The following is a 23075-nucleotide window of genomic DNA, read 5'->3' as shown; positions in this document are numbered from 1 at the left end:
GGAAACATCATGTTGCACAACCTCACCGGATGGCATGCTCTCATCGTTCTCGCCATCCTGTTGCTCGTGTTCGGCTCCACCAAACTCCCGTCACTCGCCAAGGGCGTCGGCCAATCGCTGCGCATCCTCAAAGACGAAGTGCGCGAGGACAAGAACGCAGCACCTCGCGATAACGCGGTTGCCGACGCTTCGTCCGCCACAGTTCCGTACCGACACGCGTCGTGATCACGGCCACCGCCGCGCGGGCTACCGCTCCGCGGGGCACCATGCCCCTGGCCGGACATATGCGCGAGGCACGTCGCCGCGCGATCCGCGCGGCGGTGTCCCTGCTCGTCGGCATATCAATCGGGTTCGCCCTCTCCGACCAGATTCTCGACATCCTCCGCGCACCCGTCGAGGAACTCGCTCTCTCGCGCGAAGCCAGTCTCAACTTCGAAACTGTCACGGGCGCTTTCGATCTCGAACTGAGAATCGCTCTTTTCGCCGGCGTGATCGTGTCGAGTCCAGTCTGGTTGCGTGAGCTGTTCGCCTACCTCACTCCAGGTTTGACGCGTCGCGAGAAGAAGTACGTGTACGGATTCTCCGCCGCCGCGGCCCCACTGTTCGTGGCCGGGTGCATGTTCGGGTTCACCATCTTCCCGCGCATGGTCAGCGTCCTTGCCGGCTTCTCCTCCGACGAGGACAGCACCATCCTCAACGCCTCGTACTACGTGGATTTCGTCATGAAGATCGTGTTGGCGACCGGTATCGCCTTCGTCCTTCCGGCAGTGCTGGTGATGCTCAACTGCCTCGGCATCCTCTCCGCACACAGGCTGCGCAGCAGCTGGCGGCTCAGTGTCGTCGCCATTGCGTTGTTCAGCGCGCTGGTCACGCCTGCTGCCGACGTCCTGTCCATGTTCCTGGTCGCGTTACCTATGGCGACCCTGTTCGGTGCGGCCATCGTGATCACCGAGGTACACGACAGGCGAGCTGCCAGGCGCGCCCTCACACCCTCGAAACCGGAGCTCACATCATGTTCGGATTGACCTTCGAAAAACTGTTCCTGGTCGCGATCATCGCCGGGTTCGTTCTCGGTCCCTCGCGCCTCCCCGGTTACGCCCAACAACTCGGACGGGCCGTGCGCTCTGTTCGACAGTTCGTCGACACCACTCGCAGTGCAGCGGAGGACGAGATGGGCGTTCCGCTGCGCCGCAGCCAATGGGAAACAATGGACGTGCGCCAGTACGACCCGCGACGCATCGTCGCCGACGCACTACGCGAGACCGACGTCGCCCCGAATACCGAGTGGCCCGACGACGTCCTCGCAGAGGCCGGCCGAGTGCGACCCGGGCAGAAATATCTGATCACCGGTCCGTCGTCGCATCCACGCCGAGTCCTCATCGATTCGCTGCCCGAAAACGACCCACGCCGCATTGCCGCGCAGGTCATCGGCGAATGTCGCACTGCAGGTTAGAACGGCGAAAGAAGGACGTTGAGTAACACAATCCGGCATGATGTAGCGATGACTACCAGCGTCTTGGCTGCTTCGGAGTCGGGTGTGTCCGCAATTGCGTTGTGGACCTTGATCGTCGTGGTGATCGCCGCTGTCGGTGCCGCGTGGGCTGCATTGAGCGTGCGCCGGGTCGGCGCGAACGAGGACGTCATCTCCCGCGAGGTGGCGGCACTGCACAATGCTGTCGATCGTCAGGTGCGCCAGTCGAGTGACAACGACTCGTGGAATCGCGATCAGGTGACCGCGCGCTATCAAGAGCTGCTCTTCGCCCTCTCCAATGTCGATCGTGTTGTGGCCGAGGAGATTTCCGCAGCGGTGATCTCGACGCCGGTAGGCGATCTCGCTGCGGCGACTCGGGCGCTGAACAAGGCCTACGACCAGTTGAACCTCGCACTCAGCGCAGCACTGGTGGTTGCTCGCCGACGCGTTCATCCATTGGCGCTGGAGTTGTCGACGGGCATCGATCGCCGAGTGTTGACCCCGCTGGCACCCGAGACAGGAATTGCCGGGCCCGCCTACGAACGGCTGCAGAGCGAGCACGCGTACATCATCAGAATGCACTCGTTGTTGCTCAAGGCGATGCGCGCCGATCTGGGTCTACTCGATCCCAGCGCCGAGGCCACACTGATCTTCACCACGAAGGAAGTGGAAACGGGTGTGCTGTCGGATCGGTCGACGGCAGCCGGACGCAGTGGGGTGCAGCTGATCAACCTGCTCGAGGATTTCGGTGTGACGCCGCTGCTGGGCGCGGCGGACGACTACGTGATGTCCGGCGCCCTGGTGGCCCAATGCGAAGAGCTCTACAGTGCAGTGAGCCCGACGTTCCAGGCAGTGATGCGGCACATCGGTGACGACATCGATCTTGCGGTTCGACCCGACCTCACCGATGAACGTCTCGACGAGATCTACGACATCGCAGTGCGTTTGGTCGAAGCCGGACTGCGCGGAAACATCCACCGCAGAGACGGATTGGACGGCAGCAGCCTGTTCCTCATCGACCCGACACATCAGGCGGGGATGGATCGGGTGTAGTTCTGTCCTACTGCGCGGGCCTGTTCGACCGACGCCGGATGAGCACCAACGCAACACCGAGCAGCAATCCCACTACAGCACCGATCGTGAGATATTCCGCAGTGTTCGGCCGGATCGGAGTAGACGAGGCCTCGGCCTGGTTGCGCATCCGTAGAGCCACCGCGGGAGCCTCACCGCTCTCGGGAGCCTCCAGCTCTGCAACCACCGCACTCAGTTCGACAGCCATGGTGTTCGCGATGTCTCGTGCGAGTTCCGGAGAGGTGTCGGTAGAGACGATGTCGAACACGACACTCTCCACCGAGTACGACATCGTCACCTTCTGGGCCAGCTCCGCCGGACTGAGATCGAGTGCGAGCTCGTCAACGACTCTCGACGCGAGCGGATTGCCTTTCACCAATTCCGCATACGCCGCGAGCAGCTGCTGCGAGAACGAGTCCGGCTCGTACACATCGTTTCTGAAGGTCTGACCTTGCATGGAGACCAACATCTGAGCCCGCGATTCGTACACCGGCGTAACCAACAAGCTGATCCCGAATGCCGTGGCCACGAACACGACGACGGACACGGCGACGATTCGCCAGCCCGCCCTGATGATGTCTCCGAAGCGTTGCTCGCTCACCTCACGCCGTCCGGGTGTATCAGCTTCCCACCGGCCGGAAGCCCGCACCCGGAGCACCCGATGCACTCAGCAAGCGCAGCGATTCTGGTGCCGACGCGTAAGCGGTGGGACTGAGCAACGGCGCCCCCGAGGCATGGCTGGCGATTCCGATCAGCGTGGTTCCGGCCACGAGCGGAGCTCCGGAGTCGGCCCAGATTGTGACGGCATCGGACATCAGATCACTTCCCCGAGTGTCGACGATGGAGCCGCACGTCAGTCCGCTGCCTAGCCCGCTCTTGCAGACCGGCTGCCCCACCGACCCGATGCCGATGTCCGTCACAGTGACTCCGCCCAGACTCGACACCGGGGTGACCTTGGTGGGATCGAGGACGATGACGCCGTAATCGGGTCCCCAATGCCCGACGGCCGTAGTGCCGACCGGGGCGGCAGGCGATCCGACGAGCGTGACGGGCAGACCCGTGCGCAGAATGCAGTGCCCAGCGGTGAGCGCTACGAGTCGGCCTGCGTCGTCGTATCCGACGGCCGCGATGGAGCAGGCGGTGAGGTCGTCGATGCCTCCGGTGGTGACGAAACCGCTGCCGGGCCCGACGACCGGAAGAGGTGCTGCGGCAGCGGTTCCGGGGGCCATCGCGCTGACGGCCATTACGGCGGCGAACAGTCCACTGACAACACTGAGCCGGGCCTTCTTCATTGTGGGCATTCCTTGTCAGTTCGATGGTATGTCTGCAGCGGCCAGCGTGAATTGCACAACGTCGATGCGTGAACTCTTGAATCGCGCCGACGAGCCGGTGAGGTACTGCACGTACTTGTCGTAGGTCGCCTCCGAGGACACGGCGATGGCCTCGTCCCGGGACGCGATCAACTTCTCGGCCCACGTGTCGAGGGTCCTCGCGTAGTGCAGCCTCAGGGGGTGTTCCCGCAGCAAATCGAAACCGGCGTCGGCTGCCTTGGACTTGACCACCTTGACGAGCGTCAGCTGTCCGCCGGGGAAGATGTCGCGGAGGATGAAGCGCGAGAAGTGCGCGTCCTCGCGGGTGAGTCCGCCCGCACCGGACGTCGGATCGGGCGGCGTGATGACGATGGTGTGCAACAGCATTCGTCCATCGTTCGCCAGTACCGAGCGGCACTTGGCGAAGAACGCCGAGTATCGGTTGCGCCGAAAATGCTCGAACGCGCCGATACTGACGATCCGGTCCACGGGCTCGTCGAATTCCTCCCACCCCTGCAACCGGATGTCGACGGTGCGGTCGGTCGACAGATCGGCAACAACGGTGCGTCCGTGCTCGTACTGGTTTCGGCTCAACGTCAGACCGATGACGTTGACGTCGTACTTCTCGACGGCCCGCTTGGCAAGAGCTCCCCAACCGCAGCCGATGTCGAGCAGCGTCATCCCCGGCTTCAGGTCGAGCTTGCCGAGGGCAAGGTCGATCTTGGCCGTCTGCGCCTCCTCCAGCGTCATGTCCTCACGCTCGAAGTAGGCGCAGCTGTACGTCATACTCGGATCGAGGAACAGAGCGAAGAACTCGTCCGATAGGTCGTAGTGTGCTCGCACATCATCGACGTACGGCTCCAATTGTTCGCTCATCACGCCACACCTTTCCCCACAGCATCGGTGCCGATCACTCGGCCTAGTGCACGGGCACCGAACTCGCCCAGCATGTCTTCGTGTTCCACATCCACCCGGTGTACCGAAATCCGGCCGTCCACGAACTCCGTCCAGTGCTCCGCACCGTGCGAGCCGCGGGCGGCGAAGTAGTGCACCGGACCCGCGAACACCGCCGGCGCGTACGACGCCACCCAGGTGGGAGCCGCCGCGACGGGACGATACATTCGCCGCAGATGATCGACGGTCAGAAAAGACAGTTCGTTTCTGTTCTCGCGCAATCGATCCACGATGGTCTCGAACGAGTCGCCCTCGACCCCGAGCTGACGAGCGAGATCGTCGATGCCGAACTCCGTGGCACCTTCAGGTGCCCAGAGCTGCGCGTCGACGAGCGCGAGCAAGGCGACGTCCTCACCCTCCGACTGCAGTTGCGTGGCAACAGCATGCGCGATCACGCCGCCGAGCGACCACCCGAGCAGGTGATAGGGACCGTGCGCCTGAACACCTCGGATCTCGCGCACGTACCTCTCGGCGAACTCCTCGATCGAAGTCGGCGCAGCCTCCCCGTCGGCGATACCGGGCACCTGCAAGCCGTACAGCGGGCGGTCGGTCTCCCCGAGCAGCGAGAAGTAGCTCCAGGCGATTCCGATGGCCGGGTGCACACAGAACAGCGGCGCGCCCATGCCCTCGGTTCGCAGTGGAAGCACCACATCGAAAGCACTGTCTACACCGTGCTCGCCTGCGTCGAGTTGCGTTGCCAGAGCCGAGATCGTCGGGTGTACCAATAGCAGGCTGATGGGCAGCCGACGGTCCAGCCGGTCCCCCAGTGCATCCATCACCTGCACCGCCGAGAGTGAGTGCCCGCCGAGATCGAAGAAGTTGTCGTCCACACCGATGTCCTCGCCGGCCACCTGCAGTACGTCGGAGAACACGGTGTGCACCAACACTTCGTTCGCGGAGACCGGGGCACGTCGTTCGGTCGACATGACCGAGGGTTCGGGCAGCGCGCTCACATCGACTTTGCCGGACAACGTCATCGGCAGTGCATCGACGACGGTCACAGTACCGGGCACCATGTACGCCGGGAGTGTCCTGGCCAGGAACTCGCGAGCCTCCCGCGGTTCGACGCCTCCCACCACGTAGGCAGCGAGCGAGTGCGCATGTCCGATCACGCTGGCCTGACGCACATTCCGGTGACGCAGCAGCGCCGCTTCGACCTCGGACAGTTCGACGCGGTGGCCGCGAACCTTGACCTGCGAATCCACTCGGCCCAGGTATTCCAGTTCGCGATCGCTGCCCCGAACCACGCTGCTCTGAACAACCCAGCGCACAAGATCGCCGGTTCGGTAGAGCCGACCGTCGCCGAACGGATTGGCAACGAAGCTACTTGCCGTCGTTCCGCTCTGCCCCACATATCCTTCGGCAAGACCGGCCCCGCCGAGGTAGAGCTCCCCGACGACGTTGTTTCCCACCGGGCGGAGACGGGCATCGAGGACCACGGCGTCGTAGCCGCGAATCGGTCCGCCGATGGTCACCGGACCCGCTGCCTCTGCCGAGCCCCACTCACGCTGATCGGTGGTGCAGGTGCTCATGACGGTCCCCTCGGTGGGGCCGTACGCATTGAAGACCGTACGATGACGTGACCATCGCTGCAGCAGAGCAGAATTGGCGGCTTCACCCGCCATGACGACCACCCGAAGTGACGGCACAGCCTCGGCGTCGGTCACTTGCAGCACGGTCGGCGTGAGGCAGGCGTGGGTCACCTGATGTCGATCGATGAGAGCTTCGAGCTCGCGCCCTCCGTGTACCTCGGACGGAACGATCACCACGCTGGCTCCCGCACCGACGGCCATCAGTGTCTCGAAGATCGACGCATCGAAACTCGGCGACGCGAACTGAAGCACCCGAGATTCCGGCTCCACTCCGAAGAGGTCTCGTTGGCTCTGAACCAAATTCGCGATGCCGCGGTGCGTCACCCGCACGCCCTTGGGCACCCCGGTCGAACCGGAGGTGTAGACGACGTAGGCCACGCTGTCCAGCGGTGCTGCACGAACATCGACACGGTCGAGCTCGTCGCCGGTGACGCTCACCCAGTCGGCACCGACCGAATGGAAGTCGGCAGCCGAAATCCCCGTGACCGGAGCTGCGCGATCGAGGATCTCCTGCACCCGGGCCACTGGTTGCGACGGATCGATGGACAGGAAGCCGGCCCCGGTCTTGGCCACGGCCCAGATCGCGACGAGGTACTCGACGGATCGAGGATAGGCGATGGCCACCAGAGCGCCGGGACGAGCTCCTGCACGTATCAGGCTGTGTGCCAGTGCATTCGACTGTCGATCCACATCACGGTAAGTCAAAAATCGCGCGCCGTCGATCACCGCGGCATTGTCCGGCCAGCTCGTCACTGCCTGCTCGAACACCGCCGCCAATGTGCATTCGGATGCGCTGCCGCGGTGGGATGCAACGGCCGACGGGGCGTGCCCGAATTCTGCACTGCCGAGCCGGAAGTTCGGCTGCGTCGAGACCATGGTCAACACCTCGGCCAGGCGCTCGGCGAGTCCGAGAATCACCGATCGCGAGAACCGTGCAGGCGAGTACCCGAGGTGGCCGATCAATCCGGCCTCGGACTCGTCGATCAAGACCTCCAGGTCGAACTGTGTGGCCGTGATGTCCACCCGACGCGGGGTGATGGACGACGACCCCAGTTCGATTGTTGGAGTTGCCGTATCACCGAAGGCGAGGAGCACCTGGAACAGCGGATGGGTATCGACGGCGCGAGTGGGTTGCACCGCGTCCACCACCCACTCGAACGGGACGTCCGAGTGTGCGAAGGCATCGAGATCCCGGTCGCGGACCACGGTCACGAAGTCTTCGAACGTCGTCGACGGATCGACCTGCGTCCTGAGTACAACGGTCCCGACGAACATGCCGACGAGGTGGTCGAGCTCCGGGTCGGATCGGCCCGCCACCGGGGTTCCGATGGCGATGTCCTGGGTGCCACTGGATTCGGCGAGCACGGCGGCCAGCGCTGCGTGGACCACGACGAACACCGTTGCGCCCAACCGATGCGCGAGCGACCGCAGACGAGTGAGCGTGTCCGGGCCGACCGAGAACTCCACGGCGGTGTCGGCCGAACGATCAGGGGTTCCGGTCGGCAGGTCGAGGAACTCCGGCACGCCGGCCAGGGTGCCACGCCAGAACTCGAGCTGATCCGACGCCACGGCGTCGAGCACATCCCGCTGCCACACTCGATAATCCGAATAGTCGATTGCGAGAGGGCCGAATTCCGGCACAGATCCCGAAGTTCGGGCCAACAGAGCGATCTCGACGTCTCGGGCCAGTGGACGGAGCGAGAGGCCGTCGATCGCGATGTGGTGCGCAACAACGGACAGCACACGCTCGCCGCCCCGATCCACCAAGCCCAATCGCAGCGGCGCTTCGAGAGTCAGGTCGAAGCCGTGCAGGGCCAGAGCATCCTGCCCTGCATGAGCATCGTCCAACGTCGACAGCACGATCTGCGGGTCGAGAACAACGGTGACGGGGCCATCCGCGGCCGACGGGTACACAGTCCGGAGCGGTGTATGCCGTTCCAGCACATCCGCTATCGCGGCGCGCAGAACATCGAGATCCAGGTCCGGCGGAAGCGGCACCTCGAAGGCGATGTTGTAGGCTGCCGATGTCGGGTCGTATCGATTCTGCAGCCAGATTCGTCGCTCGGCCGGGGCAAGGCCGGGGTAGGACCGCGCGTCGGGATCGTGGACCAGAGCCGGTAGCGGAGTGTAGTTCTCGGACAACAACTCGATCGCGGGCGCGAGCTGTTCCGCAGTGGGCGATTCGAAGATGGTCCGCACCGGTACGTGGGTGCCGAGCGCCGCACTGATGCGGGTGGCAGCACGCGTCGCGACGAGAGAGTCCCCGCCGAGGACAAAGAAATTGGCGTCGACGGCAGGATCGTCGATGCCCAGCAGGTCGGCGAAGATTCCGAGCACCACCTCCTGCGCCAAGGTGCGCACCGCCGCCGGATCGCCCCCATTCAGCGTGTCCGAGTGCAGCGTCTCCGAGTACAAGGCGGCGAGATCCACTTTGCCGTTGCCGGTCAGCGGAATACCGTCGATCCGGGTTATGGCGGCCGGTTGCATCGACAACGGCAGCCTGTCCAGTAGCCACTGGGCAGCGTCCTGCGGACCGAGACCCACGACCCAGGCGTGAATTCTGTTCTCACGCACAGCGGTGACTACTCCGCTGACGTCGGGGTGCGCCGTCAGTGCACTCTCGATCTCCCCCAGTTCGATGCGCACACCGTTGATCTGGACCTGATCGTCCCGGCGCCCGCGGTAGTCGAACATGCCCGAGGGTTGCTGCCGGACGAGGTCACCGGTCCGGTACATCCGCGTGCCGCCCTGTGCCGCGACCAAGCGCGCGGCGGTCGACGCCGGGTCCGCGTGATAACCGCGAGCCACACCCGAGCCCGCGAGGTACAGCTCCCCGACGCCACCGAGCGGCACCGAGTGCAACCGGTCGTCGAGTACGAACGCTCCCACATGCGCCAACGGCCGACCGATGGTGACCGGCTCACCGGCGCGCAGCGACTCGGCCAGCGTGGCCACCACCGTCGCCTCACTGGGACCGTAGGCGTTCAGCATCGACCGCCCTGCCGACCAGTCGTCCACAACACCGGTGCCCAGCACATCTCCGCCGACGGCGACGGTCTCGATCCCAGGGGTCGGCGGCACGGTGGCCAGCACCGCGGGTGTGGACAGGTATTGGGTGACGCGATGCGCTGCGAGGAAGGCCGACATCTCGTCCCCGCCGAGTAGGTCGGGTGGCGCGATCACCATGGTGGCCCCGGCCCCGAAAGCAAGGACGAGCTCGAGTACCGCGGCGTCGAAGTTCACCGAATATCCATGCAGCACTCGCGAACTCGATGTCACGCCGTACCGCGGGATCACCTGCTGCGCAAGCGCGTACACACCCTGATGCGTCACCATCACGGGCTTGGGTGTTCCCGTCGAACCCGACGTGTGGATCACGTAGGCGGGGTGCGCAGGTTCGATCGCCGCCAGGCGGTCCGCGTCGGTCAGGGGCAGGTCGCTGAAGCTCTGGGCTTGAGTCTCGTCGAGCCAGTGCACTGTCGGCTCGACGCCGCCGAACCCGATCTCGATGTGCTCCAACATCTTTTCTCGGCGAACCGCCGGGTAGCGCGGGTCCACGGGCACGAACGCTCCGCCCGCCTTTACGACGCCCCACAGCGCAACGATGTACTCGGCCGAGCGTTCCAGGGACAGAGCGACAAGAGTTTCCGGTCCGACGCCGTGTGCGACGAGCATCTGCGCGATCCGATTCGAGCGACGATCGAGCTCGGCGTACGTCACCGATTCCAGGCCGTCGATAGCAACAGTATCGCCGGAAACAGCTGTGTCACAACCCAACACGTCAAGCAGCGTTCCGTCGGCCAGCGAGGAAGGCAGTGCCGGCACGTCGGCAAGGGCCAGGTCTCCGACGACCACCGCGGGGTTCGCCACGGCCGCGTTCAGGATGTTCAGAATCACCGAGGCGAATTGTTCGACGGTAGCCCGCTCGTACAGGTCCAACGCGTACTCGATCTGGCCGGTGAGGACCGCCGAGTCACCGTATTCCTCGGCCAGCACGAGCGTGAGATCGAATTCCGAGGTGCGGGTGGGTATCTCCAGCACCGAGACGGGCAGGTCCTCGACCGATCGGTGCGGCGCATTGTCGAATGCCAGCATCACCTGGAACAGCGGATGCCGGTCGAGGGATCGATCGGTCGTCAGGGCGTCGACGATGCGCTCGAACGGGACGTCGGAATGCGAGAAGGCATCGAGGTCTGCAGTGCGGACTGCATCGAGCAAGGACGCGAAACTTCCCGACGGGTCCACAGTGACTGCGAGAGGCAGGGTTCCGACGAACATCCCCACCATCTCGTCGAGTGCCTCGTGACCTCGCCCAGCGGTCGGAGACCCGACCACCACCCGGTTCGAGGTACCGAATCGGCTCAGGGCGGCAGCCACGGCGGCATGGACAACCATGAACGTGGTCGAGTTGGTCGATCGGGCCAGCTCACGAATACCCGCGTACAGTTCCGATCCGATCTCGAAGGGGACCGCGTCTGTCATCATCGATTGCACCGAGGGCCTGGGGAAGTCCGCCGGTAGCTCTGCCGATGCGGTGTCGGTATCACCCAGAACCGAATCACTCAAGAATGAAGCCCAGAACGAGAGCTGTTCGTCGGCAACCGAATCCACCATGGCCCGGTTCCACACCGCGTACTCGCCGTACTGCGCGCGCAGACGTGGCCAGGTGGGCGCGTGACCTGCTCCACGAGAGGCGTGGGCGAAGGCGAAGTCGCGCACGAGTGGGTCGACCGACCACCCGTCCATCGAGATGTGGTGCACCACCACGACGACGACGGTGTCGCCGGATTCTTCCACACTCAGATGTGTTGCGCGGATGGGTACCTCGGCCGACACATCGAAACCCTCGGCCGCGGCCGCTGCGACAGCAGAATCCAGATCCCGCTCGGACACAGTGCGCTCGGGTACCTCGACGAGGACGGTATCGGTGGGCCGCACCACCTGCCGCGGCCCGTCGTCGTCGGACGGGTAGTACGTGCGCAGGGCTTCGTGTCGCTCGATGACGTCGCGCAGAGCCGTCAGAACCATCGAGGGATCGTCCCCGGCTCCCACTCGAACGGCGACCGGCATGTTGTACGCGGGTGATGCGGGATCGAACTGATTGAGGAACCACAGCCGCTGTTGCGCGTACGACAGCGGGACACGCTCGGGCAGCACGGTATCGAGTAGCTCGAGCGACACCTCGCGCGTCACGGACGAGTCGATGGCCGCCGCGACTGAGCGAACCGTGGGGTCGGAGAACAACACGGTCAACGAGATCGAGGAACCGAGCCGGGCGAGAACTCGAGTGGCGCTGAGCGAATCACCGCCGAGCTCGAAGAAGGAGTGCTCACGCCCCACATCCTCGACACCGAGGACGTCAGCGAACGCTTTCGCGACGGTACGTTCTGTGTCGGTCTGCGGCGCAACGTAGTCGGTGGTGACCGATGCGACGGGTGCCGGCAACGCACGACGGTTTACCTTACCGCTCGAAGTGATGGGTAGTGCGTCCAGAACAACGACGGTGCTGGGAAACATCCAGGCGGGCAGACGGTTTCGGAGATGACCGTCCAGTCCCGCCGAGACTCCGGTGACGTACAGGACGAGTCGGTTGTCGCGAATGGTGGCCACGGCGGCAGTCACTCCCGCACACGTCGTGGCCGCGGCCTCCACTTCGCCGAGTTCGAGACGACGCCCGTGCAGCTGGATCTGCTGATCGCCGCGGCCCAGGTACTCCATCGTGGAACCGTCGTACGAGCGGCGGACGATATCTCCGGTGCGGTACAACCGAGCTCCGGGTACCCCCGGGTCTGCGACGAAGCGCGTCGAGGTCACGCCCGCCTGCCCGCTGTACCCGCGGGCGAGTCCGTCGCCGCCGAGATAGAGCTCGCCGACGCCTCCACACGGCGTGGGCCGCAGGTGCGCGTCGAGCACCAGCCCGCGGACACCCGGCAGCGGCGCGCCGATGGTCACCCGTTCGGCGGCCTGCATCGGGTCGGACAGCGTGGCCAAGACTGTCGTCTCGGTCGGCCCATAGGCGTTGAGCATCGCCGCATCGGCAGCGACGAACCTGTCGCGCAACGCAGGAGGGCACTCCTCTCCCCCGACGTCGAACACATCGATGGAGCTGAGGTCATCGGCATCGAGAGTGGCCAGCACCGTCGGCGAGGTGATCAGGTGCGTGATCTTCTCGCGGTCCAGCACGTGGGCGAGGGCAGGACCGGCGTAGACGTCAGCCGGGGCGATCACCAGGGTGGCACCCGCAGCGAACGCGGCAAGGATTTCCTGAATGGACGCGTCGAAGACGGGCGAGGCCACGTGCAGCACCCGCGAGTCGGGAGTGACGGCATACCGGTCGACGACGTTGGCCGCGAGTTGCGCGAGTCCGCGGTGAGTGACGCTGACGGCCTTGGGTTTACCTGTCGAACCCGAGGTGTGGATGACGTACGCCTCGTTGTCGACGTGCAGGGTGGGCGGGGTGAACGCAATCGGGTCTGCGTCGAGCAGGTCCTCGATGACGAACCATCGGACCGTGCTCGGAAGGTGGTGCACACCAGCACGAGTCGTGATGCCGAACCCCACGTGCGCATCGGCGAGTACTGCAGCCAGCCGCTCGGCGGGCTCGGTGGGGTCGAGTGGAACGAACGATGCACCAGCGATCGAGACCGACCACGACGCCAGCACCGATTCATAGGAGCGATCGATGGCCACGGCAATGCGTGTCTCCGGGCCTGCACCGATCGAGACAAGCTGCGCAGCAATATGTTCCGCGACCCTGGTGAAGTCGTCGCTGGATTGATCGACTCCAGTGGCACGCACCACCGCACCGGCCGTCAGCAGCGAGGGCAGCAGTGCGGGGGTTGCGGTTGCAGATGCACCGATCACCTCTTCCTCGGAGTCGATCACCTCGAACTCGGACACGGCGAGTCCCTCGGGTGCACGGACCACCTCGCCGAGCAGTGCCAGGAAGCGTCGATGGTGGGCTGCGAGCTCATCGGTGGTGTAGAGCGCCGGGTTGCCGAGGAAGTCGACGCGGGTACTGGTGCCGGCGACACCGGGGTAGACGTTGACCATCATGTCGTCGATGGGGCCGCTCGAGAGCACGCGGTATTCGCCGATGACGTCGCCGAGCCGAATTGTGCTGTTGTACATCATGATGTTGACCGTGGGACCGAACACTCCGCGTCCCGCGGCGGCACTGCCGGTGCCGTCGCCGGTCGCCCGCTGCATGTCCTCGACGCGGAACCGCTGATGGCGCAGTGCGCCGGTGAGTTCCACCTGAATCCGTCGAAGGAGTTCTTCGACGGTGACTCCTGGTTCGACACCGATGCGCAGCGGCACGACGTTGGACATCATGCCCGACGATTCCCGCAGCTTGGTGGTCGCTCGGCCCGATACCGGCAGGCTGAGCAAGACGTCTTCGGTGTCGGTCATGCGCGCGAGATAGAGCGCGAACGTGGCGAGCACAACGGGAACGTCGGAGGAGTTGTACCGATGTGCCACTGCTGCAACGGCTTCGGTGAGATCCGCGTCCAACACGGCACCGACACTCACCGTCACTCCGCTGGGAGCGGCCGGTTCACTCGGGCTACCGGCCAGCCTGGGGGCCTCGAGGTGGCCGTCGAGTCGGCCCAGCCAGTACTGGCGATCGGTCTCGTAGCGGGAGGAGTCGGGGTACGCGGCCTCGTAGTCGTAGATCTCCCGCACACCGATGGCTCGGGTCTTCGGGATCTCGGTGCCCTCGATCAATGCGGTGTACACCGCAGCGGTGCGCTCCTGCACCGAGATTGCGCCGAGGCCGTCCATCACGATGTGGTGAGCCCGGCTGTACCAGTAGTAGTGGCACGGGCCCACTTGGATGATGTCGGAGGCGATCAGTTGGTCACGAACCAGGTCCACGGGCTGCCGGTACTGCTCGTCCATGTAGCGCTGGGCATCCTCGATGGGATGGTCGCGGTCGGTGAAGTCGCGGTAGATCATGGCGTACGGCACCCGCAGGTCGGACCATTGGTACGGGTGACCGTCGTCCACGCCGATTCGTACTGCAGGCGATTCGAGCCGTCGGCAGGCGATGTCGGTCGCACGAATCAACACGGCCGGATCGATATCGCCGCGGATCTCGACGTATTGCGCGATGGTGAACGGCACGTCCGGTGCCAGCTGCTGAGCGAGGTAGATATTCATCTGAGCAGCCGACAGGGGGAAGCGGCCATCCTCGAACCGCTCGTCCGCCTCTGGCGACACTCCCCGACCTCCTCAACGGACGCGCCCTGACGGCTTCGATTCGGCCGGCGCGCCGCTCATCGACGTCGATCTTTCATCGCCCATTACAAACTAGTCGACGGGGTGTGAATGCTCTACCTGGATCGAACGACAGGTACGCCAGATTGTCCACTCCCCTTTAGGCTGTGCACGCTAATACATTTCCTCGACCGAGAGGCCACCGACGATGGCAACCAGTTCCACTGATACCCGAGGTCGGAAATCGGGTAGAAAGCGGCCGATTCTCATCACGGTGGGCGTACTTCTGGTCATTGTCATTGCTTTTGTGGTGTGGCTTGGTTACGAGTCCTATTCCGCGCAGTCGAGTCTGACGGCCACGCGCGACGCGGCAACCCAAGCCAAGGACGCGTTGCTCGACGGCGATTCGGCCGGAGCCGAGGCAGCAGCGGCTCGTGCCTCCAAATCTGCGAACGATGCGGTCTCGGCGACAACGTCCATCCCGTTTTCCATCGCCAAAGCCGTTCCCTACCTCGGTAGCCCCTTGAAATCGGTAGCGCAGATCAGCGATGTGGTGCAGGGATTGGCCGTGGATGTGCTGGCCCCCGCGTCGGCAGCGGGTGCCAGCCTGAACCCGAGCAGCCTCGTCGAGGGCGGCGGCAAGGTGGATACCGCGGCCCTGCGGGACGCGCAACCGGTGCTGCAGCAGACCTCCGCCGCGGCCGACGAGCTCAGTGAGCGTGCCCAGCAGGTGGACGAGCCCGCCTTCCTCGGCGTGGTGGACGAGGCTCGCACGTCATTGATCGATCAGACGCACGAACTCGCGAATCTGCTCACCAACACCCGGATCGCCAGTGAACTGTTGCCGTCGATGCTCGGCGACAACGGCCCGCGCAGTTACTTTCTCGCATTCCAGACCAACGCGGAGGCTCGGGGCACCGGCGGATTGCTCGGTGGCTACGGCATCATTCGGGCCGAGAACGGTACGGCCCGCGTCGACACTCTCGGTGCCAACAACGAACTCGAATTCGCGAAACAGCCCATCGATCTGGGGCCCGAATACACCGCACTGTGGGCTCCGCGAAACACCACCACCGACTTCCGCAACTCGAATGCGAGCCCGCACTTTCCGTATGCCGGCCAGATCTGGTCGTCCATGTGGACGGAACAGACGGGTGAAGTGCTGAATGGCGCCATCGCAACCGACCCGATTGCGTTGAGCTACATCCTCGGTGCCACCGGCCCGGTCACGTTGGCCGACGGCGAGCAGATCACTGCAGACAACGTCGTCGACATCACCCTCAGCACTGCGTATTCCAGGTTCGGCGACGACCAGCTGGCCCGCAAGGCCTACCTGCAGGAGATCGCCGCGGCAGTGGTGCAGAAGATGACCACGGGCGCGGCACCCACCAGGTCTCTGCTCGACGCGGTGGGCCGCGCCGGCAGCGAGGGCCGTATCTCGGTGTGGAGTGCAGACCCGGCCGAGCAGGCAATTCTGGCCGGCACCAAAGTGGGTCACGTGTTGCCGGACAGCCCCGCCCCGTTCGCCGACGTGGTGGTCAACAACGCCGGCGGCAACAAACTCGATTACTACCTCACTCGCGACATCAAGTATTCGGCTGAATCCTGCACAGCCGGTACCCGCAAGTCGACGGTGACGGCCACACTCACCAACAACGTGGATCCGACGGGCCTAACGTCCTACGTGGCGAGCACATTCCAGCCGACGGTGGAGTACGGAACCAACGAATCGATCGTCTACCTTTACGGCACTCAGGGCGCGAAGATCACGTCGATGAAGGTCAACGGCATCACGGGATTCTCCATTCAGGCCGGTACCGAGCTGGGCCGGCCGGTGCAGGCTGCGTACCTCACCATTCCGCCGGGTAAGTCGCAGACGGTGACGTGGGAACTCGAAGAGCCCTCGGCTTCGGGCGAGGCGACGGTGCCCCTGCAGCCTTTGGTGGATCAACCCACGGTGAGCATCGACGTTCCGGAGTGCTGATTGCGTCCTAGCTCGCCCGCTCTGTCTCGTCGGCCGCGAAAACAGTGCGTCAAGAGTCGACCTTCACACCATTCACAGCGTACGAACGATATTCAGTGCTGGGCGGGGAGCGAGATGTGGAAGTTCGACCCATCCGCGCTGTGATCGGTCACGAATATGCGACGTGATCGCAGTGATCCGTCGCGTCCTCGCCTCCCTTACAGGTCAGGGCAGACGCACCCATGAGTGCACCTGCGCCGCCTGCCGCTGGACCCGAGACTGAACCTACGTGGTCGCGTAGCGCGGTGTTGCTGACGTAATACCTTGATTACCAATCGGCACCAGCCGACGGCCGAAGACCAACTCGTTGCGATCGAGTTGAGTCCGGTCCTCAAGGCCGCCATCAAATCAGACGAGCGCAAGACCGGACCTTAACCCTTACGATCAGCGGGTGACCGACCCATCGTTTCTCATGTTGGCAGCGTTCGGGCTGGCCGCTCTTGCAGCGGTCGGCGTATTGGTGCTCTGCGCTGAACCGAAGGCGCGCGACCGGGTCGTCGCTATCGGTATCGGTGCCGCAGCGATGAGCGTCGATCTGCAGGTCGGCGGTGCCCATGCCTTCACTGTGCTCGTCTTCGTGTGGGTCTTCTTTCATCTACGCCGTCGGCCGTCCCTGCCAGGGATGGCAGTGTGGCTGTTGATCTCGGCTGGGTTCATTGCGTCAACGGTTCTCGCTGGCGATCTGGTGGGTAACCCCCAGCTTGCTGTTCAACTGCTAGCCCTTACTATGTCGGCAATCCTGTTGGCTGCCTACAGCAACCAGCAAGACCGCCTCCAAATGATGTACGGCGCGCTGGCCGCGATCTGCTTCGGCTGCGTATACGGTCTCGGCCAACTGGCGGGGATCTTTCCGTCTCGGGCAGGACTGGTCCATATCGATGTCAGCGCCATCGGTCGACCTAGTGGTATTTGGCCAGAGCCGGACTGGCTCGGGATGTTCGCAGGGGTCGGCATCCTGCTCGCGTTCCACCTCCCATTGAAGCGGTGGGTTCGAGTGGGCGCGATGTCCCTTTGCACAACGCTATGGGTGTTGTCGTTTGCGCGTGCAGGATGGCTTGCGCTGGTTGGGGTTTCAGTGCTTGGGCTCGTCGCACACTTCATTGCCCGTCGTACGTCAGTGGCAAGGATGCATCGTAAGGGGCGCGTCGCGGCAGTTGCAGGCAGCGTGGCAGTCCTCGCCGTGCCCATTTGGTACTTCCAGGATATCGCCTCTGACCTGACAGTCCGACTCTCACGTACCTTCTCTGCGCAGAGCGACGATATTTCCGGTCAGGCGAGGATCCAACAGACCGAAGGGCTACTTCACCTCGCAGACATTGCACCGTGGTACGGCCACGGCCTAAGCGCGGCGGGTAGGGTTGGCGTGTCAGGAAAGCTCTACTTCAGCGGATCCGACCATGGCAACAATGTTGCGAGCAACTGGCTGCTAGGGCTGTGGGTCGACGCCCAGTATCTAGCGATCCCCTTCGTGTTGGTCATCGCCGCACTCGTACTACTGACCTGCAACGGTTTGCCTGGTCAAATGGTAGTGCTCGTAGCGATCAACAGCTTGTTCACGAACGCAACTTTCATGCCGGTCTTCTGGTTCGCCATCGCACTGGCCCTTTCCACGATCAACTATCGTCACGTTCTCGACCATCGCCCGGCTCCGGATACCTTCGATACCAGTACAGGAGACCACCGCAGATCGCCACGCAGGCTAGCGCGAAATTGACGATCATCCGCGCACCTTCCAGGTCGCCGAATCCAGCGCGATAGCGGTAGCTCCGGTGACGCCTGCAGTAACAGCCACAGACCTCATCTGCAACATCATGCCGTTCCGCAGTTCACAGTCTGCGGACGAACTTCGCAGGGCTCCCAACTACAAACTCCCCGGATCGCAATCGTTCAGAACCAGTGAGCCAGCGCCGGTAGCAGCACCGTCGCCGATGGTGACAACAGGACAGATCCTGCTGCCGGCTCCAATCCAGACACCTGCACGATGGACACGGGCGCGAACGTCCCGTTCCCTGCGCGTCTCTCTGGGAGGGTCCGATGTCGTGATTACGCAAACGTCCATCCCGCACGCAGTCTGCATCCCGATGGTGACGGGCGTTATGCGCCCGTTTTCCAACCTTGACGCCCTACCTCGTGGGCGCTCGCGGTGCTCATTGGTTTACATATCCCGGTGTTCACGCTTACGGCCGAAAACTAGAAATTGCGGGCCGTTGTCAAGGAGCAACCGGAGCCCGCGAAAGATCCTGCGAGCTGACCCGCTTCAGCTTCAGGGCCGGTTTCTCAATGAGTCTCCAGGACACTTCGGCAATCAGCCAAGTGATGAGCAATACGATCGGCACCAGCCAGGCGTTCGACACCCAGCCCCAGTAGATGAATAGGTTCACCACGAGAACGTGCCAGATATAGGTTCCGAACGACAGGTCTCCGATTCGCTTGGTGAGCGTGGCAAGAAATCGGGGGCCGTAGTTGCCGAAGAACACTACGGCATACGCGAGCGGGAGCGCGAGTAGTGCGGGCTGCAATGCCTCATAGACCTCGTAGCCGGGACCGAACCCCTTGATCAGCAGGTAGACGGAGGACGCGGCGGCGAACAGCCACCATTTCTGCGGCAGTCGCTTCCAGTAATGGGCGAAAAAAACGCCTGCGGTGAAGAACCCGGCTCGTTCGATGAATGTGTGGTGCAGGATGTTTGGAATTGGGCCGGGTGCGAAGTGCACGGCCAGTGGTCCTGCGATGGAGATGGCGATCATCGCGGCAAGCATGACTTTGAAGCCCCACTTGTGCGCTGCCCACACCAGGATTGGCACCACCAGGTAGAAGCTGATCTCAGCGGGGATCGTGTACAGGTGCCCGTTCAGGACGCCGGTTCCGACGTGGTCCCAGATGCTGGGGTGGTAGTTAGGAAGCAAGGCCAGCGCGCCACCGGCCCAGACGACGATGTCGAACGAAAACAGCGATTTCCAGACCATCGCACCGGTCACGACCAGGATGATTGGCAGCAGGATCGCAAAGGCATAGATGCCGGGTGCGATCCTCAGGTATCGGTTGAGGAAGTAGTCCTGCCAACTCCCGGTCGTCGCATGCGTCTTCACACCGGACGCGTAGACCATCATCCCGGACATGATGAAAAACATGCCGATGCCGTCGATCAGCTCCCATGAGTTCCACAGAATCGGGGAGGTACCGAGGTCGGTCTGCGCGTGCGCGATGACGACGACGCTGGCGGCCACGAGCCGCAGAAAGTCGAACGTGTTGTCTCGCCGCGCGCGCGCAGACTTTTTGTGTCGGTTCACGCGCGTCATCATGCCGTACCGCATGGTCTGCCCGCGCGCTGAACGGGCGCATAACGCGAGGACTCGCTATCAAACTACCGCCGATAACACCAAAGACCAATCATGCCACCGCGTCACACGCATAGACGCGCGGCAGATCGGGGAGCTGCTTCAGATCGGAGACCAGTCGGCGTGCAATTCCGGCATGCCCCGACGAATTCGGCGCAAACCCATCGTTCGAATACTCGTTCTGGCCGAGCCATACTCCGGCTATCGGGTCGAGCGGGTCGAGGAACGTCAACCCGGCCGATTCGGTAGCAACTCGGAGTATGGAGCGAAGAGACTCGGTGGTCCCGTCGTCGATGACTGGTGGGTCAAGGGGCCCGACGACCACGATCAGTGCGTCGGGCGCGCGTTCGCGCAGACCTGCGAAGACCACTGCGGCCTGCTCTGCCGTTTGTTCGGTCGCTGGATCGGCCGCACTAGATTGCACGATGATCAGTTCTGGATCGCCGGTTGTCACGGCGTCCAGGCGTGCAGGGTCCGAGTAGGGAGCTCCGCCTGGGCCGCGGTTCATGAATCCAGTTCCAACCTCCGCGCTGACGTTGATCTTCCAGCACTGTTGTCGCGCCAGGACCTCGGTGTACTTGTCACGAGGCTGAGCACCGGAGCCGTAGGCGTAGTCGTCACCCATGATCGACACGCGGAGCCACTCGTACCGCGGCGGCGTGATCGTGCTTTCCGTCGTGGCTGTGTCGACCGGAGGCCTGCTCTGATGGACCAAAAAGGCCGCGACAGCTGCGATTGCCGCAATAGCCACGATCACGACCGCAACTATGCGATCACGGTTCGGCCGGGGTTCTCTCAGCTTGGTATTCACAAGGTCGAATCATGCCGTACTACCGGGTCTCACCGCTCCTCAAGGACTCCCGCTACCCGGCCGTAAAACCATTTATGTCCAACTTTGCAGAATGCCACCTCAGGATTCGACAATTTGCAAGTTGTTCGAGACCTTCGCGAAATATGAACCCGGCATCAGCGACAAGGTCATCGCGGTCGTCCGGCCTCTGTTCGCCTTCGACATTTCCGCACAAGTTTGCCTACACAACGACGCGGCCCATTGTCAGGTTCTGCACTACTCGGGAATTGCAATCGGTGCGAGTGGGCGACCGACGCATACATCCGGACGATCCTGACGAGTCACGACCTCCCAGCGTCTACTCGCGGAACTGCTCAGCGTCTATTTACGCAAACGAGGGTTGTTGGAACCGTTCCTGGGTGGATCGGTTGGCAGCGTCTCCGGCCGCTGGGATCGAGGGTAGGTCTCTGGTTCCCGAGTTGCCTCTGCTGTACGCGGACCGGCAGCAGGCGATGCAGAAGCAGCACGAGGGGAAGACTGTCGCGTCGGCGGCGCATGCACCGGTGCAGGAGTGGGTGGGGACACCGGCGTCAATGAGGCAACGGGTGCCTGAGGTGCCGGCGCGGGCACTGGCGGTGTGACCTGCTTGGGCAAGTTGGTGTCGGCGGTGTAGTTGTACGAGTAGCTATACATGTCGCCCTTCTTCGAGGGCGTCAATGCCAGCACCACACCGAGAACGTGGGCTCCGATTGTCTCCAAATTGCCGATAGCCCTGGACAATTCGTTGCTCTTGGTGTGCCCGTAGCGGGTCACCAGGAGGGCACCGTCGGCGTGTGTGGTGAGAACGGCCGAGTCGGTGACCGGCAACAACGGAGCGCCATCGACAATGACGTAGTCGAACTTGGAGCGCAGTTCCACCAGCAGGGCGCGGGACGCTTCCGAGCCCAGCAGCTCGGAGGGGTTCGGCGGTATCGGACCGGACGCCATGGCTTGCAGGCCCTCGTACTTGGTCGGCTGAAGCACCTCGTCCACTTTCGCCTGCCCCGCAAGAACGGTGCTCAGACCCACTGCACCGATGAGGCCCATGTACTTCGAGATACGAGGACGGCGCAGATCGCCCTCGACGAGAACGACGTGGTGGCCGGCCTCGGCAAGCGAGATTGCCAAGTTGACCGCTGTGGTCGTCTTGCCCTCGCTCGGGATCGCACTGGTGACGACGATGACGCGCGGCGGATGATCGACTTCGAGGAACTGCAGGTTGGTGCGGAGCTCGCGGAAGGCCTCGGCGCTGGACGACTGACCGAGGTCTTGGAAGTCGACGGCCGGATGCGCCTTGCGTTCCTTGTCGAATGGGATGGTGCCGACGAGCGCTTTGCCGGAGATCGACTCGATCTCCCGACGATTCTTAATCGTGTTGTCCAGACGGTCACGCAAGACCGCCAATGCAATGCCGAGGAGCAGACCCACGGCGGCACCCAGGGCGAGGTTGCGCTTGGTCTTGGGGCTGACGGGCGTCGACGATGCATCGGCCTGCTGGAAGGTCTTCACTCCGGCCGACGGGGTTCCGCCGTCCTCGGGCGTCTCCAAGTCACGAACCTGAGTCGTCAGCTCCGAAGCCATCGCATTGGCAATGTCACGAGCAATCGCCGGCGATGCATCGGTGACGGTGATGTCGAACAGAACGGTATCGGGGGTCGAAGACGCCTTGACCTTCGCGGCCAGCTGCGACGGCGTCAGACCGAGCGGGAGTACATCGAGAACCCGAGCGGCCAGCGCTTCACTGGTCACCAATTCGGAGTAGGACGCCACACGTTGCTGCGAGAACAAGTTGCCTTGGTAGGTCTCGCTCACCGATGTTCCGCCGGACGTAGAGACGAACATTCTGGCGCTCGACTCGTACATCGGTGTGGTCAGGAGGGATGCACCCAGAGCCCCGAGGATCGCTACGACCACGGTGACGGCGATGATGATCCATCGCGCCTTCAGGATTTTCAGGTAATCCTGTATCTCCATGCTTCGAGCTCCTCGTCCGTTCGTACAACTCGCAACGTGTCACTGCGTGGCTCAATCGTTACATAGGTATTTGGTTTCTGTGCAACGGATGAGAAGGCCCACCGTGTCGGTCAATTCATTAGTTCGATTCACGAGCACTATCAAGTAAATGTCCCGTTGTGAGGATTCACGGCCCTCACACAGCCCGATTCACATGAATTGGATCCACGCCCCCGCAAGGGGTGGATGCACAGATCACACGCGTGTGCGCCGGAACGTTAGACGGCAGCCCGGTGCCCGGGAAAGCCGAGGTG

Annotated in this window: 13 protein-coding genes; 6 read left to right on the top strand and 7 right to left on the bottom strand. The window is 63.5% G+C overall.

The features are described 5' to 3' along the window. The first annotated feature begins 9 nt into the window (after positions 1–9). The 4 genes from ACQR3T_RS16405 to ACQR3T_RS16390 are packed head-to-tail and all read left to right on the top strand — an operon-like array spanning position 10 to position 2524. Entirely contained in the window at positions 10–225 is a 216-nt protein-coding gene (locus ACQR3T_RS16405) for a twin-arginine translocase TatA/TatE family subunit (RefSeq protein ID WP_428694159.1), read from the top strand. Continuing rightward, positions 222–1025 (top strand): twin-arginine translocase subunit TatC, encoded by an 804-nt coding sequence (gene tatC / locus ACQR3T_RS16400; RefSeq protein WP_428694158.1) that lies wholly within the window; start codon positions 222–224, stop codon positions 1023–1025. The genes ACQR3T_RS16405 and tatC overlap by 4 nt, the downstream gene beginning before the upstream one ends. Beyond that, positions 1013–1453, top strand: a complete 441-nt coding sequence (locus ACQR3T_RS16395) for a preprotein translocase (protein ID WP_428694157.1) — start codon at positions 1013–1015, stop codon at positions 1451–1453. The genes tatC and ACQR3T_RS16395 overlap by 13 nt, the downstream gene beginning before the upstream one ends. A 48-nt stretch (positions 1454–1501) precedes the next feature. After that, positions 1502–2524 carry a hypothetical protein gene (locus ACQR3T_RS16390; protein WP_428694156.1) on the top strand — a complete coding sequence of 341 codons (1023 nt, stop codon included), beginning with the start codon at positions 1502–1504 and terminating at the stop codon, positions 2522–2524. Between the two features lie 7 nt (positions 2525–2531). Here the strand turns inward: ACQR3T_RS16390 and ACQR3T_RS16385 are convergent, their stop codons facing one another. From ACQR3T_RS16385 to ACQR3T_RS16370, 4 genes are read right to left on the bottom strand one after another with little or no spacing between them, the layout of a single operon-like run. Then, a complete protein-coding gene (locus tag ACQR3T_RS16385; protein ID WP_428694155.1) occupies positions 2532–3143 on the bottom strand; it encodes a YveK family protein in 612 nt (203 codons plus the stop codon). A 19-nt stretch (positions 3144–3162) separates the two neighbouring features. Continuing rightward, positions 3163–3834: a hypothetical protein gene (locus ACQR3T_RS16380; protein ID WP_428694154.1), complete on the bottom strand. Its 672-nt coding sequence runs from the start codon at positions 3832–3834 to the stop codon at positions 3163–3165. A 15-nt stretch (positions 3835–3849) separates the two neighbouring features. Continuing rightward, a complete protein-coding gene (locus ACQR3T_RS16375; protein WP_428694153.1) occupies positions 3850–4728 on the bottom strand; it encodes a cyclopropane mycolic acid synthase family methyltransferase in 879 nt (292 codons plus the stop codon). Beyond that, positions 4728–14621: an amino acid adenylation domain-containing protein gene (locus ACQR3T_RS16370; protein ID WP_428694152.1), complete on the bottom strand. Its 9894-nt coding sequence runs from the start codon at positions 14619–14621 to the stop codon at positions 4728–4730. Before ACQR3T_RS16370 ends, ACQR3T_RS16375 begins: the two co-directional genes overlap by 1 nt. A 271-nt stretch (positions 14622–14892) precedes the next feature. On the opposite strand from ACQR3T_RS16370, the gene ACQR3T_RS16365 reads away from it, so the two are divergent. Next, positions 14893–16602: a DUF4012 domain-containing protein gene (locus ACQR3T_RS16365; RefSeq protein WP_428694151.1), complete on the top strand. Its 1710-nt coding sequence runs from the start codon at positions 14893–14895 to the stop codon at positions 16600–16602. A gap of 430 nt (positions 16603–17032) precedes the next feature. Beyond that, positions 17033–18355, top strand: a complete 1323-nt coding sequence (locus tag ACQR3T_RS16360) for an O-antigen ligase family protein (RefSeq protein ID WP_428694150.1) — start codon at positions 17033–17035, stop codon at positions 18353–18355. A 496-nt stretch (positions 18356–18851) separates the two neighbouring features. Here the strand turns inward: ACQR3T_RS16360 and ACQR3T_RS16355 are convergent, their stop codons facing one another. From ACQR3T_RS16355 to ACQR3T_RS16345, 3 genes are all read right to left on the bottom strand, one after another. Then, positions 18852–19943: an acyltransferase family protein gene (locus tag ACQR3T_RS16355; RefSeq protein WP_428694149.1), complete on the bottom strand. Its 1092-nt coding sequence runs from the start codon at positions 19941–19943 to the stop codon at positions 18852–18854. 88 nt (positions 19944–20031) lie between these two features. Further along, positions 20032–20736 (bottom strand): SGNH/GDSL hydrolase family protein, encoded by a 705-nt coding sequence (locus ACQR3T_RS16350; RefSeq protein ID WP_428694148.1) that lies wholly within the window; start codon positions 20734–20736, stop codon positions 20032–20034. A gap of 414 nt (positions 20737–21150) precedes the next feature. After that, positions 21151–22782 carry a polysaccharide biosynthesis tyrosine autokinase gene (locus ACQR3T_RS16345; protein ID WP_428694147.1) on the bottom strand — a complete coding sequence of 544 codons (1632 nt, stop codon included), beginning with the start codon at positions 22780–22782 and terminating at the stop codon, positions 21151–21153. Between the last annotated feature and the right edge of the window lie 293 nt (positions 22783–23075).

Origin of the sequence: Rhodococcus sp. IEGM1428 (genome assembly GCF_050321865.1) — a bacterium.
In the GTDB taxonomy this organism is placed as follows: domain Bacteria; phylum Actinomycetota; class Actinomycetes; order Mycobacteriales; family Mycobacteriaceae; genus Rhodococcoides.
The sequence above is the reverse complement of the archived record's forward strand: the minus strand, read 5'-3'. Positions and strand labels throughout refer to the sequence as shown.

What these genes read in the sequence shown, in the direction of transcription:
- ACQR3T_RS16405 (WP_428694159.1), top strand. Translation starts at nt 10, where the DNA reads ATGTTGCACAACCTCACCGGATGGCATGCTCTCATCGTTCTCGCCATC.
- ACQR3T_RS16395 (WP_428694157.1), top strand. Translation starts at nt 1,013, where the DNA reads ATGTTCGGATTGACCTTCGAAAAACTGTTCCTGGTCGCGATCATCGCC.
- ACQR3T_RS16390 (WP_428694156.1), top strand. Translation starts at nt 1,502, where the DNA reads ATGACTACCAGCGTCTTGGCTGCTTCGGAGTCGGGTGTGTCCGCAATT.
- ACQR3T_RS16380 (WP_428694154.1), bottom strand. Translation starts at nt 3,834, where the DNA reads ATGAAGAAGGCCCGGCTCAGTGTTGTCAGTGGACTGTTCGCCGCCGTA.
- ACQR3T_RS16375 (WP_428694153.1), bottom strand. Translation starts at nt 4,728, where the DNA reads ATGAGCGAACAATTGGAGCCGTACGTCGATGATGTGCGAGCACACTAC.
- ACQR3T_RS16355 (WP_428694149.1), bottom strand. Translation starts at nt 19,943, where the DNA reads ATGATGACGCGCGTGAACCGACACAAAAAGTCTGCGCGCGCGCGGCGA.
- ACQR3T_RS16345 (WP_428694147.1), bottom strand. Translation starts at nt 22,782, where the DNA reads ATGGAGATACAGGATTACCTGAAAATCCTGAAGGCGCGATGGATCATC.